A 14,071-nucleotide genomic window follows, 5' to 3' on the forward strand; every position below is an offset into this window, starting at 1 on the left:
CTGAGGCAAACTATTACCGGCAACTCGCCAGTCAGACCGCCACGATGGCGGCATGACTTAAACCAACCGGCCTCCATGAAAGCCGGGGCGATTCAAGACAGCGTGCTAGCTTGCAAGGCGAGTCGAGGAGCGAACCTTATGCCCGACTTGGTGCGGCGCAGATTTGTTTGCTGAACAATCATCTAAGCAGCTTCAAATTTCCCACGATCTTGTTAATTGACTTGCGATGGCCGGCAAGGCCGATTGCCAGATATCCCAAACGTTCGGGCATCACATCCGCCATGACTCGGCGGAATTCTTCGTAATCGACGGTCGTTTGACCTTCGAGGGGAAACACGACGACGTCGCAATTCGCGGCCGCGGATGCCTTCTCACTTATTGCGATTAACTCGCCGGGCGAAGCACCGAGGATAGAAATGCCCGTAAAAATCACTCCAGGATAGGACGTTCCTGTTCCATCCTGAAATTTCTCACCAACCAGAGCCGGATGCCTCTGCCCCAGAGTAAATGCGACAACGGCCGCAGCGTTGGCCGCCTTTCCAATCGGCAGTTCGTTATTAATGATGATGACACTTCGCTCGGGCGTTGCTCCGAATGCTTCAAGCATGAATAGACCTTGGTGAATTCTGGAATAGGCAGGGACCGCATGTCGATGCTCGGGGGGCATTCAGCGCGTTGTCGATGATGGGCCGTAGGGTGTCGAAGAGAACGCTACACCTGCAAGCGCTGATCTGACGCGGCTAGCGGCTACACCTGTATCCCCGTTAGATTTGGATGTAAGTACAGAATCGTTTCTCGTAGGATGACGCTTCGAAGTAATTTTATTGAGCAACCGATTGAAGGAACGGCCATGAGCGAAGATACGAAACCTGTTCGGCGCATTCGGGACCATGAGGGTCAGGTGGACGCCACCGACAAAAAATTGTTAGGCCTTCTGGCGCAGAACGCGGAACTTGGCTATGCGGAACTGGGCGAGAAAACTCACCTTTCTGCCCCCGCAGTGCATGAGCGCGTCAAGCGACTCAAGCGCAATGGTGTGATTCGGGCGACTGTGGCATTGCTTAATGGCTCAAAGATCGGAAGGAGTCTCTTGGCGTTCGTGCATCTTGAAACGAGCAACTGGGAGACAACTCGGCGGGTACTCGATATGTCTGCATTCCCTGAAATCGAAGAAATACACACGGTGGCCGGCGATACAGCCATGATCTTGAAGGTGCGCACTGAGAGCCCAGCAGCCCTTGAGGATCTTCTAAGCAAATTCCATCAATTGGACGGATTCAAGGGCGTGAGAACCTTCATCGCCCTAGGGACCTACCTCGAACGTGGTCCTCTACCCAAGTAACTTGACACGCTGAGCACTTGAGTTCCCGGTCTTCTACAAAGGAGAGTCGTGCTGCCGGCCAAGCTTCCACGCCATACAGTCGCTACGCATCATTGTGGCGATCTGCTGGCCCAGCTGCTATTCACTCAGCGAAGGCTGCGGCACCCGTTCGAATCCGCCGTCGCCAGCATGCGCAATGCCCTCTCGCCAGCATAATCGAGCGCTCGTAGGCCGGCCATGCTCCTTCGGGAACTCGAGTATCCATTCGTTCGAAACACGAGGAAATTCCTGTGTTGACGGCGGCTTCGCCTCACCCGTGCCGCGGCGGGTCGACAATGACCACCATGCAGCGTTCGGCCGCGCGGCCAAAGTGCAATTAATAGCGTAAGCTCGTCAATCAAAAAATCTTATCGATCTGTAGGCATCCTGTATTGGACGCTTCAGGGATCACCAGTTCCAATGCGGCATTATGGAAACACCGCTGATTGCCGCCAGCCTAAGATGGTTGTTCACTGAATGGCCGCTGGCCGAACGCTTCAGCGCGGCTGCAGCCTGCGGCTTCCGAGCGGTGGACTTGAGCATTCCCTATGAACTGCCCTTGCCGGAACTGCGCGAGTCGCTACTCCAGCATGACCTGCGCTTTCTCTACTTGCTAGCCGCGCCAGGCGACTGGGATGCCGGCGATCGCGGTTTGGCCACAGTGCCCGGGAGACAGGAAGAATTTCGAGCTGGCATGCATGAAGCGATTCGATATGCATCAGGACTCGGCCGCCCGTTGATTCATCCACCCGCCGGCAACGTGCCCGAGGGTGCTGACCCCGCAGAATGCGCGCATGTGCTGGTTGAGAACCTGCGCTGGGCCTGCATGCAAGCCTCCGAGCACGGCCTGCGGCTGGTGCTGGAGCCGGTATGTCAACGTGACTTCCCGAGATACCCGATCAACACTGTGAGCCAAGTGATCGATCTCACCAAGCGAATCGGAGCGGCAAATCTAGGCATCGTGCTGGATTTCCATCACGCGCAGTGGCAGCACGGGCACGACATGGCGCAAGTGCATGCCGAGCTGCGCCACGCAATGCCATTGCTGTGGTACGTGCAGATTGCCTTTGCGCCGGATCGCCTGGGTCCCGACGAATCGGGCCACGACGTACACGCCACCATCGCCGAGGCGCAGCGTCTCGGTTACCGAGGCGCATTCAGTTGCGAGTACCGGCCTGCCGGCAACTCGCAAGCGAGCCTGCGTTGGGCGAATCGTTATGGCATACGTGGCACCACGTGACCGCAAGAGGAGACACAACTTTGACTTGGCTACATCGCCGCTCCCTGCTGTCATTGGGCTTGGCATGGGCCACGGGCGCACGCGCCCAGTTCACCGCCGGGGACAGCCCTATCAGATTGATCGTGCCTTACAGCGCCGGGGGCTCGCTCGATACCATCGGTCGTTCCGTTGCTGAAGGCATGGGCCGTGCCCTGGGCGTACCGATGATCGTAGACAACCGTACCGGTGCCTCGGGAGCGATCGGCGCGGCAACAGCTGCGCGTGCTGTTCCCGATGGCCGCACGCTCCTCCTTGGCGGATCCAGCACACATGCGGTACTGCCGGCGGCATCACCCAAACTACCCTACGACGCGGTCGCCGACTTCACCCCGATTTCGATGATCGCCGAGGTGGAAAACGCGCTGGTCGTCGGCCCGACGCTGCCCGTCAACAGCGTGTCCGAGCTGGTGGCCTACTGCAAGGCGCGGCCCGGGCAACTGGCTTTCGGTTCCTCGGGCGCGGGCGGCATCACACACCTGGCTGGTGAGCTGTTCAAGATCGCTGCTGGCGTGGACGCGATCCACGTGCCCTACAAGGCGAACTCCGAAGTGGACCTGGCCCTGCTGAGCGGGCAACTCCAGTTCGCATTCGCCACGCTCGCTACGGCCATCCCGCACATACGGGCTGGCCGCATGCGTGCCCTCGCGTTGGCCAGCGCGCAGCGCTCAGCCTTCCTGCCAGCGTTGCCAACCACGTCCGAAGCTGGCTTTCCGAGCATCATTGCAGTGTCTTGGGCAGCCTTGTACGGACCGGCGAAAATGGACAGCGCACACATCACGCGGCTAAATGCGGCAGTCCAGACCTCGCTGAAGCGCCCTGAGTTGAAGACGCGGTTCAACGCAATTGTTACTCGCGCGCTGGGAAGCACGCCGGAGGAACTGACCGAGTATCAGAAGCGCGACCATGCGCGCTGGAGCCGTGTGGTCCAGGCTGCTGGCATCAAGCTAGAAAGCTGAGCCATGCTTCGGTCTAAAGTCGACTTGCGACGGCCCTAGCCTGAACTCTCTGCCCATCTGATCTATCTGCCTCAGCATCAAGCGGCGAAAGCCGGTCGCCGGACAGGCAGGCATCACCTTTGCCCGCGGCAGAAACGGGCCGTCCGGCATACTCCCATTCTTTGATTCGATCGCAGCGGAGATCGAGTGGTGCAGCCCGCTCGTAACCGGGGATAGCCCGATCCAATTAACGGGCTTAAAGTCAGCGAGGATTGACGAGCAACCTTTCATCATCATGAACCTACGCCGCCTTCGCTATTTCGTCGTGGTGGCAGAGGAACTGCACTTCGGACGCGCCGCGCAGCGCCTGCATGTCGCCCAACCCGCGCTCACGCAGAACGTTCAGGCGCTCGAGGCTGAGTTCAACGTGGAGTTGCTAGCTCGGTCAAGCCGTCGCGTCGAACTCACCGAGGCCGGCGCAGTCCTGTTCGTGGAAGCGCAGCGGTTGCTCGAAATGGCGGACCAGGTTCGCCACCGAATGCATGCGTTCGTGCTCGGACGCGAGGGCACCCTGCGGTTGAACTTCGCCCGATCGGCTGCCGGCGGTGCCTCGAGCGAGATCGTGGAAACGCTGCGCAGCGAAGCCCCTGCGCTGCAATTGCAGATCAACTCTCAATACACGGCCAAGAGCATCGAGGATTTGCTCGACGGCAAACTCGACGCGGCCTTCGTGCGCGCACCGCTGGAGCTGGCGGACCCCGCTGCCCAGCAGTTGCAGGTGCTGCCGATCGGCAGCGAGGCTCTCGTTGTTGGACTGCCGCGAACCCATCGGCTGACGCGGCGACAACGCATCCGTACCGCGGATCTCGTCGATGAACCGATCGTGACGGGATCGCCGGATCGGGCGCCAGGCTTCTACCGCATGATGTTCGGCCAGATCTGGGGCGACCGTTCCCCGCGGATCGTCCTTCACGAGCCTGACGAGGAACACATGCTGCGCGCCGTTGCAGCGGGAACTGGCCTCACAATTCTTACCGAGTCACGCGCAAAAGCAATCCAGGTACAAGGCGTCGCCATCCGCCGGTTTGCGGCACCGGAGCCGCGTGCAGGGTTGGCGCTGGTGTGGTCGGCAAGTAATTCCAGCACGGCCCTGGCCATGCTGGTCGATGTCGCACAACGGTTCGTCTCGCAGCACGAGCTCGATGCGACAACAAGCGCCGGCATACCATCGCAGCCGGCTTGGGACCGCGCACCTTCCGCTTCGGACCGGCCCTCCTCCTGACCTCGCTGCTGCCGGCAAGCTGCACGCCCCCGTGCGAGCTCTACAGCGCCCGAGCGCAGTGGAAAGACGCGCCCGCGGCGACATCGATCGAATTCTCTTATCGATCTAGCGCGCAACAGTATTGGACGCAACCTGCGTCAGCCTCTTCTAATGAGCCGCAGGAGACAAACCATGTTCGATATCCCACCTGCGACGGATGACCTCATCGCCTCGCTGCCGTCCGCGCAGTTCGCCGGCTTCGCACGGGCCGAGTCCGCAAGATGGACACGCATCGCGCTACGCACGGATTCATGCGGAATAAACACGGGGCGAGCACGATGAACGGTGCAACGAGCCTAGTGAAAACGCTGTTGGCCTCGGGTGTCGACACCTGCTTTGCCAACCCGGGAACGAGCGAGATGCACTTCGTCGCGGCGTTGGACACCGTGCCCGGCATGCAATGCGTGCTCGGCCTACAAGAGAACGTCGTGACGGGCATGGCCGACGGCTATTTTCGCATCGCGCGCAAGCCGGCCTGCACGCTGCTGCACTGCGGCCCGGGTTTCGCCAACGGCATGGCCAACCTGCACAACGCGCGCCGAGCCCGCAGCGGCATCGTCAACATCGTGGGCGACCAGGCGACCTTTCACCGCCCCCTCGACGCACCACTGACTTCCGATACGGCGGGCATGGCGCAGACCGTCTCGGCCTGGGTGCGCACCAGCGCGCGGGCGGCGGAGCTCGGCAGCGATGCCGTCGAGGCGGTCGCAGCCGCACGTGCCTTCGCCGGTCAGATCGCCACGCTGATCCTGCCCGCTGACGTGTCCTGGGGAGAGGGCGGCGAGGTCGGCACGGCGAAAGAGCCGCCCGCGTCGCCACCGATCGACCCCTCGGCCGTCGAAGGCGCGGCCCGCATGCTGCGCGGGCGGGACGACGTGCTGCTGCTTTTGGCCGGCGAAGCCGTGCTGGGCGAAGCGCAGCGCCTGGCCTGGCGCATCGCAAAGGCGACGGGCGCCATGCTGATGGCCGATTTCGTGAACGCACGCCTGGAGCGGGGGCGCGGCCGCCTGCCGATCGAGCGGGTGCCTTACGCACGGGACGAGGCGCTGGCGGCGCTCGGGCGTTTTCGGCAAATCGTGCTGGTGAACGCGCGCCCGCCAGTCACCTTCTTCGGGTATCCCGGCGTGTCGTCGCTGCAGTACGAGCCGGGCACTCAGTTCCACGTGCTGTCGCGGCCGGACCAGGATGCGCAGGAAGCACTGCGGGCGCTTGCTCTGGCGTTGGATGTGCCGGATGCCGAGATGCCCGATGCCGGACAGCGGCCAGAACCCGCACGCGGTGTGCCTTCGCCCGAAGGCCTGGCGCAGACGCTGGCCGCGCTGATGCCCGAGGACGCCATCGTCTCCGAGGAAAGCGCCACTTACGGCCGCCACTTCTACCGCTTCACCCACAGCGCGCCCGCGCATGACTGGCTGCACCTCACCGGCGGTGCCATCGGCGATGGCATGCCCGTAGCCACGGGAGCCGCATTGGCGGCGGGCAGACAACGTCGCGTGATCAGCCTGCAAGCCGACGGCTCGGGCATGTACACGGTGCAGTCGCTGTGGACCCAGGCCCGGGAGCAGCTTCCGGTCACGACCATCATCATCAACAACGGCAAATACAACATCCTCATCGGCGAATACCGCAAGGTCGGTGCCGGGGCCACGCCGGGCACCACCGCCATGTCCATGCTGGACCTGGGCAATCCGTCGCTGAACTGGGTCAGCCTAGCCAACGGCATGGGTGTGGAGGCCGCCAGGGCGACCACGCTCGAGCAATGTGCCGACCTCATGCGCGCCAGCTTTACCCGCCGCGGTCCGTTCCTGATCGAACTCATGGTGTGAGTTGGCCGATCGCAACTGCAACTTGAACGAAGGAAACGCATGAACATGCTCGACACCAGGTACCGCGGGCCGCGCCCGCTCAAGCGCCGGACGGTCCTTGCCGCCGGCCTTGGGCTGGCGGCGACGATCGCACACGCCCGCGTTGCTGTGCCCGTGCGCAAGGTGACCGTCATTCTTCCGTTCGGTCCCGGCGGATCGGCAGATGTGATCGCGCGTGCGCTGGGTGCGGGCATGGCTGAGGAGCTCGGCCTGCCGATCATCATGGACAACCGCCCCGGAGCGTCGGGCGCCATCGCCGCGTCCGCCGCCGCGCGAGCGCCCAGCGACGGATCGACGCTGTTCTTCGGCGCATCGTCGACCCAATCCGTGCTGCCGAACGTGCGGACCTCGCTGCCGTTCGATCCAGTGGTCGACTTCACGCCGATCTCGATGGTGGCGGAGGCCGAGAACGCGCTGGTGGTCACGACCTCGCTGCCGGTGCGATCCGTCGGCGATCTCGTCGCGGATGGCAAGGCGCGCCCCGGAAAGCTGGCCTATGGTTCCTTCGGTGTCGGCAGCATCACCCATCTCGCAGGCGAGCTTTTCAAGATGTCAGCCGGCGTCGACATGCTGCACGTCCCCTACAAGACCGCGACGGACCAGGATGTGGCATTGATGACCGGCGAACTGCAGTGCGCCTTCGTCACCCTGGCCGCGTCCATGCCGCACATCCAGGCCGGGAAGATGCGGCCACTGGCCGTCGCCAGCCGACAACGGTCGCCGTTCCTGCCGAACGTGCCGTCCACGGCCGAGGCGGGTCATCCGGCCGTTGTCGCAGTGTCGTGGGGGGCGCTCTACGCTCCGCGCAAGATGGACCCGGCGCTGGTCGCCACCTTCAACGCCGCCGTGCGCGCGGCGCTGGAGCGCTCCGATGTACGGCAGCGCCTGGCCACCATCCACGTGCGGCCGATGGCGAGCTCGCCGCAGGAGCTCGCCGCGTACCAGGCGGACGACCGGGCACGCTGGGCAGAGGTGGTCAAGGTCGGCCGCATCCGGCAGGAGGCTTGAGCATGATCCGGCTCGATCCCAACCTGCGTTGGTTGTACACCGAACTACCCATGTCCGAGCGTGCCGCTGCTGCGGCGGCCGATGGATTCCGGGGCGTCGAAGTGGCGTTTCCATACGCGGTCGCGGCGCGCGACTATCGAGCCAGCCTCGAAGCATCGGGACTGGCCCTCGTACAAATCCTATCGCCCACCGACTGGGACGCGGGTGAGCGCGGGCTGGCGAGCCTGCCCGGTCGGGAGGACGACTTCCGGACCACGATCCAGGCCGCCGTCGCCTATGCCGTCGACTGCGGCCGGCCCTTGATCCACGTGCCGCTGGGCAACGTGCCCGCCGGTGCGAAGCGGGCCGACTGCATCGCCATGGCGTGCGAGAACCTGCGCTGGGCTGCCGACGTGGCGGGTGCGCACGGGCTCACGGTCCTCATCGAAGCTTGCTGCAGGGCGCGGATCGCCGACTACCTGATCCATGCCAACAAGGACGCGGTGGCCCTGATCGAATCCGTGGCGCGCAGCAACCTGAAGCTGTGCTTTGACACCTACCACGTGGCGATGGAGGGGAACGCGCTGGCGGAGGATCTCGACATCGCCTGGCCGCACGTCGGGCACGTGCAGATCGGCAACGCGCCGGGGCGCCACGAGCCAAGAGAGGGCGAGCTGGACTTGCACGCCTTCCTAGAAGGGCTGGAGCGGCGCGGATGGAACGGCTGGGTCGGGCTGGAGTACACGCCGCGCCGGAATACCACCGACTCGTTGACCTGGGCGCGCGCACTGGGCTTGTTGCCGGAGCGTGTGCAATGAGCGAAGTGCAAGCCCTGATCGGCAGTTGGCGGCTGCTGTCGTTCCGCATCCTGTACGACGACGGCGGCGTGGAGTTTCCGCTGGGCGCCGATGCCGAAGGCCTGATCGTCTACACCCACGCCGGCTTCATGACCGGCGCCCTGATGCAGCGCGGCCGACCGAAGTTTTCTGCGATGCGCTCCTCGGTGGCAGAGCGTGGCATCGGCTCGGCTGACGAGATCGTTGCTGCGTTCAACGGCTACTTTTCGTATTTCTGCCGCTTCGAGACTGATCCGGCCCAGCGCAAGGTGATGCACCGCGTCATCGGCTGCCACCTTCCGGATTGGGAAGGTCGCACGCTGGAACGGTTCTGGCAGTTCGAGGAGGTCGACGGTCGACGGCAGCTGACGCTGCGGTCCGCGCCGCTGTCGATCAACGACCGCCGGGCCTGCAACGAGTTGAAGTTCCTGCGCGAGCCGGACATTTTCCCGATCGAGGTGCAACCATGAGCAAACGTCTCGCAGCCGGGACATCGGGGGTCGTCGCATGAGGGCCGTGTTCATCACGCGTGACGACAGCGGCGCGCCGTACCCTCAGGTGCACGACGTCGCAGAAGTTGCGCCCGGTCCGCGCGAGGTACTGGTCAGGGTGCTCGCAGCTGGCATGAATCGGGCCGACCTGTCCTTGAAGACCGGCCACTTCCGTGCCATGACAGGCAGCGGGCCTACCGGCGTGGCCGGGCTCGAGATGGCCGGCGAGATCGTCGGCTGCGGTGCCGATGTCCAGGGCTTCAGCCCCGGCGACAGAGTGATGGCCATGTGCAGCGGCGCGCAGGCGGAACGGGTTTGCGTAGACGAACGCCTGCTCATGCGTGTGCCCGATGGCGTGAACGTATTGCAGGCTGCTGCCTGGCCGGCTGCGCTGATGACGGCGCATGACGCACTCGTCACCAACGGACGCCTGGCGCGCGGCGATCACGTTCTCGTGCAGGCCGCCAGTTCAGTAGTTGGCATCGCCGCAGTCCAGCTGGCCCGATTGCTCGGGGCCGAGCAGGTGATCGGCACCAGCACGTCAACGGACAAATGGGAGCGCTTGCGCGCGCTGGGCGTGACCCTGGCCGTGCACAACGGACCCACGCTGGAGGCCGCCGTCCGGGAGGCGACGCACGGGCATGGCGTGGATGTGGTAATCGACCATCTGGGCGCCCTCGCGCTCACCGAGAACATGGCCAGCGCGGCAATCGGCGCACGCATCGTGAGCGTTGGGCGCATGGGCGGCACTGCTGGGGCGATCGACCTCGACCTGCTCTCGCTCAAGCGGCTGTCGCTGGTCGGCGTGACCTTTCGCACGCGCACCGTCGACGATGTGGCTGCGCTGATCTCGCGCATGCTGGCCGACGTTGCCCCGCTGCTGCAGGCCGAGCGATTCAGCATGCCGATCGACACGGTGTTCGCGCTGGAAGACGTGGCCCAGGCCCATGCGTGGATGAAGTCACGCCAGCATTTCGGCAAGGTGATCCTGCAACCATGACACAAGACAGAACCCAGCGGATCGCCTGGATCACCGGCGCGGGCTCCGGGATCGGCAGGGCAGCCGCGCTGGCCCTGGCGCAGACGGGGCACGTCGTTGTCCTGTCCGGCCGCCGGGCCGACGCATTACAGGCGGTGGCCCGCCAGGTCGCCGCGCAGGGTGGCACGGCGTTTAGCTTCGTGCTGGACGTGACGGACAGCGAGGCGGTCGCGGCCACAGTCGCGGACGTCGAGCGCGACTGTGGCCCCGTCGACGTGTTGGTGAACAGCGCCGGCATCAACGTCACGGCGCGGTCCTGGGGCGACGTTGGCGTAGCCGCCTGGCGCCAGATCGTGAACGTGAACCTGACGGGAACATTTCAGTGCATGCACGCCGTGCTGCCGTCGATGCGAGCGCGGCGCGAGGGGCTCGTCATCAATGTCGCGTCGTGGGCAGGCCGGCATGCCTCATCGTTGGTGGGGCCGGCGTACAACGCGACCAAGCATGCGGTGGTCGCTCTGACGCACAGCTTCAACATGGAGGAAGGGCGCAACGGCTTGCGCGGCTGTGTGTTGATGCCCGGCGAAACCGACACGCCGATCCTGGACCAGCGGCCGTCGCCCGTGCTCGCGCAGGAGCGCGCCCGCATGCTGCAGGAGGATGACCTGGGCCGGACCATCGCCTTCGTCGCCGGCATGCCGGTGCGGGTCTGCGTCAACGAGATCCTGATCAGCCCAACACACAACCGGGCCTTCGGCGCATGACGGGCCGGAACGAACCAGCGCGGCCATGACCACCTCCGCGTCCACACTTGCCAGCCTGACTCGCCGAGACCTGCACGGCCTCATGGCCGCAATGCTGCTGGGGGCTGCCTGCGGCGCGGCCGCACAAAGCTATCCCACCAGACCCTTGAAGCTGGTACTCGGATTTCCTCCCGGCGGAGCTGCCGATGGCGCAGCGCGACAGCTTGCCGAGCAACTCGCGGTCCAGTTCGGGCAGCCCGTGATCGTGGAGAACAGGCCAGGAGCGTCCGGCAACATCGCTGCCGCGAATGTGGCAAGAAGCCCAGCGGACGGCTACACGCTGTTCTTCGGCACGAACACGACCCACGCCGCCAATGCGACGCTGTACCCCAAGCTCGAGTTCGACCCCGTCAAGGATTTCGAACCCGTCGTCATGACCATGCATGTGTGGAACGTGCTGGCCGTCAACCCGGACTTCCCGGCCAAGAATCTGCGGGAATTTCTCGCGCAAGCCATGGCCAGGCCGGGCACCATCAATGTCGCCACACCGGGCAACGCCACCAGCCCGCACATGTCGCTCGAGTTGCTCAAGACCATGGCCGACGTCGAGCTCACGCACGTGCCGTACAAGGGCAGCGCCTTCGCGCTGACCAATGTCATGGGTGGCCAGGTTCCGGCGATCTTCGACAACTTACCAGCCTCGCTGGCGCTGATCAAGGCCGGCAAGATCCGCGCCCTCGCGGTTTCGTCCCCGCATCGGCTCGAGGTATTGCCGGATGTCCCGACCTTCGACGAAGCCGGCATCAAGGGTTACGAGGTCTCCGGCTGGGGAGCTATCTGGGTTCCGGCTGGAACCCCGCAGGCCATCGTTCAACGGCTCAACATGGAATTGAACGCCGCGTTGAAAGCGCCCCGCGTGCTACGCGTCATGGCAGACAACGCGATGCAGCCGGGCGGCGGCACGGCGGCGAGCGCGGCGGACTTCGCGCGTGCCGAAACAATCAAGTGGCGCGATGTGATTCGGCGGGCGGGCATACAGCTGCAGTGATGAAGATGCGTATCGCTGGCGCGACATTTCACCACGCGGAGTGGGAATAGAAGAGCGTCTGCCGGATTCGCACATTTCGAGGCGAAGAAGCACGCCAGATGCAGCTAGGGCGCGGCGGATGACAGTCACCACGCGATGTCACCCGGCCTGCACCGAGGCGCGCATCCGCCCATCCAGAGCTCGGCTGCAACGAGCGTCGGCATAACCAGTCCAAGATGTCTACTGCGCCGCGGGTAGCTCGCTTTCACTTCGGGACGGCAGGCACATCTTCTGTCCGGCCCCGGGGCCCCTGGCGCTCATGATCAGCGATCACGTGATTCCATGGTCCCCTTCGCGATCTCGGCCTCGCCGTGCGACAGCACGACGGCGCCGCGCAGTGGCACCGACGCGCGAAAGTGCACGCCCGCGCCCTCCTGCCAGATCTCGGTACGCACGGTCTCGCCAGGAAACACCGGGCTCGAGAACCGGCAGCGCATGCGCTTGAGCCGCTGCGCGTCGTAGCCGCAGCACAGCCGCAGCAAAGCCCATGCAGCCACGCCGAAGGTGCAGCGACCGTGAAGAATTGGCCCCGGGAATCCGGCTCTTTCGGCCACCTCGGGGTCGGCATGCAGCGGGTTGAGATCGCCACTCAGTCGATAGATCAGCGCGGCCTGCGGCAGCGTGGCGATGTCGCAGACCGCATCGGGCGCGCGATCGGGCAAGGGCCACGCGCTCGAGGCCGGGCGCGATCCTGCATCGAAGCCGCCGTGGGCCCGTGCGAGCGAGGCCGAATGCAGCGTCGAGATCAGCACGCGACGTGCCGAGTCATAGATCTCGCACCGCGTCGTCAGGAGCGCACCGACCTGCGCGCCCTTGTCCTCGACCGCCGTGACACGGGTCTCGCCGCGCACCGCGCCTTCGACCGGAATCGGCGCATGGTTCTCGAAGCCCATCTCAGCGTGCACCACGTTAAGCAGATCCACGCCAGTGCTTGGTTCCGCATACCAAAGAAAGGGGTACGCCAGCACCGTGGCAAACGAAGGCAGTGCTTGCAGCTCGTTCTCGTAGACGAATCGCAACTCGTCGGCACTGCGCGGATCTCCGCCCAGCCCGATACCCAGCGCGTAGAGCATGGTGTCCTGCCGCGTATACCTGCGCGCGGTGTCGGGAATGCGCCAACGCCGCAGCCGCGGTGCATCGAAGGCCCCGCTCATTCCATCTTGATTCCCGCAGCCTGGATGATCTTGCCCCAGCGCTCCGTCTCGCTCTTGAGCAGCGCGCCCAGTTCGCGCGAGTCGCCCGGTGCCGCGATCGCGCCGCCCCGCTCCGTGGCCTGCCGCACCGCCGGCTGCCGCAGCGCGTCGACGCTGGCCCGGCTGAGGATATCGATCACCTGGGGCCGAGTGCCGGCCGGCGCGGTGACCGAAGCCCAGGACGACATCTGCAGTTCCGGGTGTCCGAGCTCTCCCACCGTCGGCACGTCGGGCAGCGATGCCAGGCGCCGGGGCGACGTCACCGCTACCGCGCGCAGCTTGCCCGCAAGGATGTGCGGCTGCGACGAAGCCACCTGGTCGAACATCACGTCGACCTGTCCGCTCAGCACATCCATCAACGCCGGGCCATTGCCCTTGTATGGAATGTGATTCGTGCGGACCTTGGTGCTGTACTGGAACAGCTCGGCAGCCATGTGGCTCGACGCGCCGTTGCCACCGGAGGCGAAGCTCAGCTTTCCCGGCGCGCTCTTCGCGTGCGCCACGAGCTCGTCGAGCGTCTTGATGTCGCGGTCGGGCCTCACCACGATGACCAGCGGCGTGTCGACGACCTTGGCCACCGGCACCAGGTCGCGCTCGACCGAGAAACGCTGGTTGCGGTAGATGCGCGGGTTCATCACCAACGTGCCCATGGAGGTGAACAGCAGCGTGTAGCCGTCGGGCTTCGAGCGGGCCACCGTCTCGGCGCCGATGCCGCCGTTGGCCCCGCCCTGGTTCTCGACAACCACCGGCTGCTTGAGGCTCACGGTCAGCGCTTGGGCGAGCACGCGGGCACCCGCATCCGTGGCGCCGGGCGGGAACGGCACGAGCATGCGGATCGGCTTGGACGGGTAGTCCTGCGCGGCCGCGCCGCCTGCAAACAGCGCGAGCGCGGCCACGGCGCACATGCAGCGCCGCAGCGACGCGCAGCGCGAACGAAGTCCCCGTGAAGGGTTTTTCGAACGCATCGTTGTCTCCTGTGTCCTCTTTGAAACCTG

General features: G+C 64.9%; 14 protein-coding genes. 11 read left to right on the forward strand and 3 right to left on the reverse strand.

Annotated elements, in window-relative coordinates:
• Positions 1 to 178: 178 nt before the first annotated feature.
• Positions 179 to 607: a DUF2000 domain-containing protein gene (locus BM004_RS34280; protein ID WP_093220245.1), complete on the reverse strand. Its 429-nt coding sequence runs from the start codon at positions 605 to 607 to the stop codon at positions 179 to 181.
• 243 nt (positions 608 to 850) lie between these two features.
• On the opposite strand from BM004_RS34280, the gene BM004_RS34285 reads away from it, so the two are divergent.
• The 11 genes from BM004_RS34285 to BM004_RS34335 all read left to right on the forward strand — a co-directional run bounded on the left by BM004_RS34285 (position 851) and on the right by BM004_RS34335 (position 11,844).
• Positions 851 to 1,342, forward strand: a complete 492-nt coding sequence (locus BM004_RS34285) for an Lrp/AsnC family transcriptional regulator (RefSeq protein ID WP_093220247.1) — start codon at positions 851 to 853, stop codon at positions 1,340 to 1,342.
• A 448-nt stretch (positions 1,343 to 1,790) separates the two neighbouring features.
• A complete protein-coding gene (locus tag BM004_RS34290) occupies positions 1,791 to 2,600 on the forward strand; it encodes a hydroxypyruvate isomerase family protein (RefSeq protein ID WP_093220250.1) in 810 nt (269 codons plus the stop codon).
• A gap of 122 nt (positions 2,601 to 2,722) precedes the next feature.
• Positions 2,723 to 3,595 carry a Bug family tripartite tricarboxylate transporter substrate binding protein gene (locus BM004_RS34295; protein ID WP_256220185.1) on the forward strand — a complete coding sequence of 291 codons (873 nt, stop codon included), beginning with the start codon at positions 2,723 to 2,725 and terminating at the stop codon, positions 3,593 to 3,595.
• A 274-nt stretch (positions 3,596 to 3,869) separates the two neighbouring features.
• Positions 3,870 to 4,856 (forward strand): LysR family transcriptional regulator, encoded by a 987-nt coding sequence (locus tag BM004_RS34300; RefSeq protein WP_093220255.1) that lies wholly within the window; start codon positions 3,870 to 3,872, stop codon positions 4,854 to 4,856.
• Between the two features lie 317 nt (positions 4,857 to 5,173).
• Positions 5,174 to 6,721 carry an acetolactate synthase large subunit gene (locus tag BM004_RS34305; protein ID WP_093220257.1) on the forward strand — a complete coding sequence of 516 codons (1,548 nt, stop codon included), beginning with the start codon at positions 5,174 to 5,176 and terminating at the stop codon, positions 6,719 to 6,721.
• 39 nt (positions 6,722 to 6,760) lie between these two features.
• On the forward strand, positions 6,761 to 7,768 hold the full coding sequence (locus BM004_RS34310; protein WP_093220260.1) for a Bug family tripartite tricarboxylate transporter substrate binding protein: 1,008 nt from the start codon (positions 6,761 to 6,763) through the stop codon (positions 7,766 to 7,768).
• Positions 7,769 to 7,770: 2 nt separating this feature from the next.
• On the forward strand, positions 7,771 to 8,565 hold the full coding sequence (locus tag BM004_RS34315; protein WP_093220262.1) for a hydroxypyruvate isomerase family protein: 795 nt from the start codon (positions 7,771 to 7,773) through the stop codon (positions 8,563 to 8,565).
• A complete protein-coding gene (locus BM004_RS34320) occupies positions 8,562 to 9,053 on the forward strand; it encodes a lipocalin-like domain-containing protein (RefSeq protein WP_177206702.1) in 492 nt (163 codons plus the stop codon). The genes BM004_RS34315 and BM004_RS34320 overlap by 4 nt, the downstream gene beginning before the upstream one ends.
• A 46-nt stretch (positions 9,054 to 9,099) precedes the next feature.
• Entirely contained in the window at positions 9,100 to 10,074 is a 975-nt protein-coding gene (locus BM004_RS34325) for a zinc-binding dehydrogenase (protein ID WP_177206703.1), read from the forward strand.
• The gene (locus BM004_RS34330; protein ID WP_093220272.1) at positions 10,071 to 10,817 is read left to right on the forward strand and encodes an SDR family oxidoreductase; all 747 of its coding nucleotides are present in this window, start codon (positions 10,071 to 10,073) and stop codon (positions 10,815 to 10,817) included. Before BM004_RS34325 ends, BM004_RS34330 begins: the two co-directional genes overlap by 4 nt.
• Positions 10,818 to 10,842: 25 nt before the next feature.
• Positions 10,843 to 11,844 carry a Bug family tripartite tricarboxylate transporter substrate binding protein gene (locus tag BM004_RS34335; protein WP_256220180.1) on the forward strand — a complete coding sequence of 334 codons (1,002 nt, stop codon included), beginning with the start codon at positions 10,843 to 10,845 and terminating at the stop codon, positions 11,842 to 11,844.
• A 302-nt stretch (positions 11,845 to 12,146) separates the two neighbouring features.
• On the opposite strand, the gene BM004_RS34340 is transcribed toward BM004_RS34335, so the two are convergent.
• A complete protein-coding gene (locus BM004_RS34340; protein WP_093220275.1) occupies positions 12,147 to 13,037 on the reverse strand; it encodes a MaoC family dehydratase in 891 nt (296 codons plus the stop codon).
• A complete protein-coding gene (locus BM004_RS34345) occupies positions 13,034 to 14,041 on the reverse strand; it encodes a Bug family tripartite tricarboxylate transporter substrate binding protein (RefSeq protein WP_093220278.1) in 1,008 nt (335 codons plus the stop codon). Before BM004_RS34345 ends, BM004_RS34340 begins: the two co-directional genes overlap by 4 nt.
• Positions 14,042 to 14,071: the final 30 nt, after the last annotated feature.

The sequence above is a fragment of the Variovorax sp. OK212 genome, from assembly GCF_900112425.1.
In the GTDB taxonomy this organism is placed as follows: domain Bacteria; phylum Pseudomonadota; class Gammaproteobacteria; order Burkholderiales; family Burkholderiaceae_C; genus Variovorax.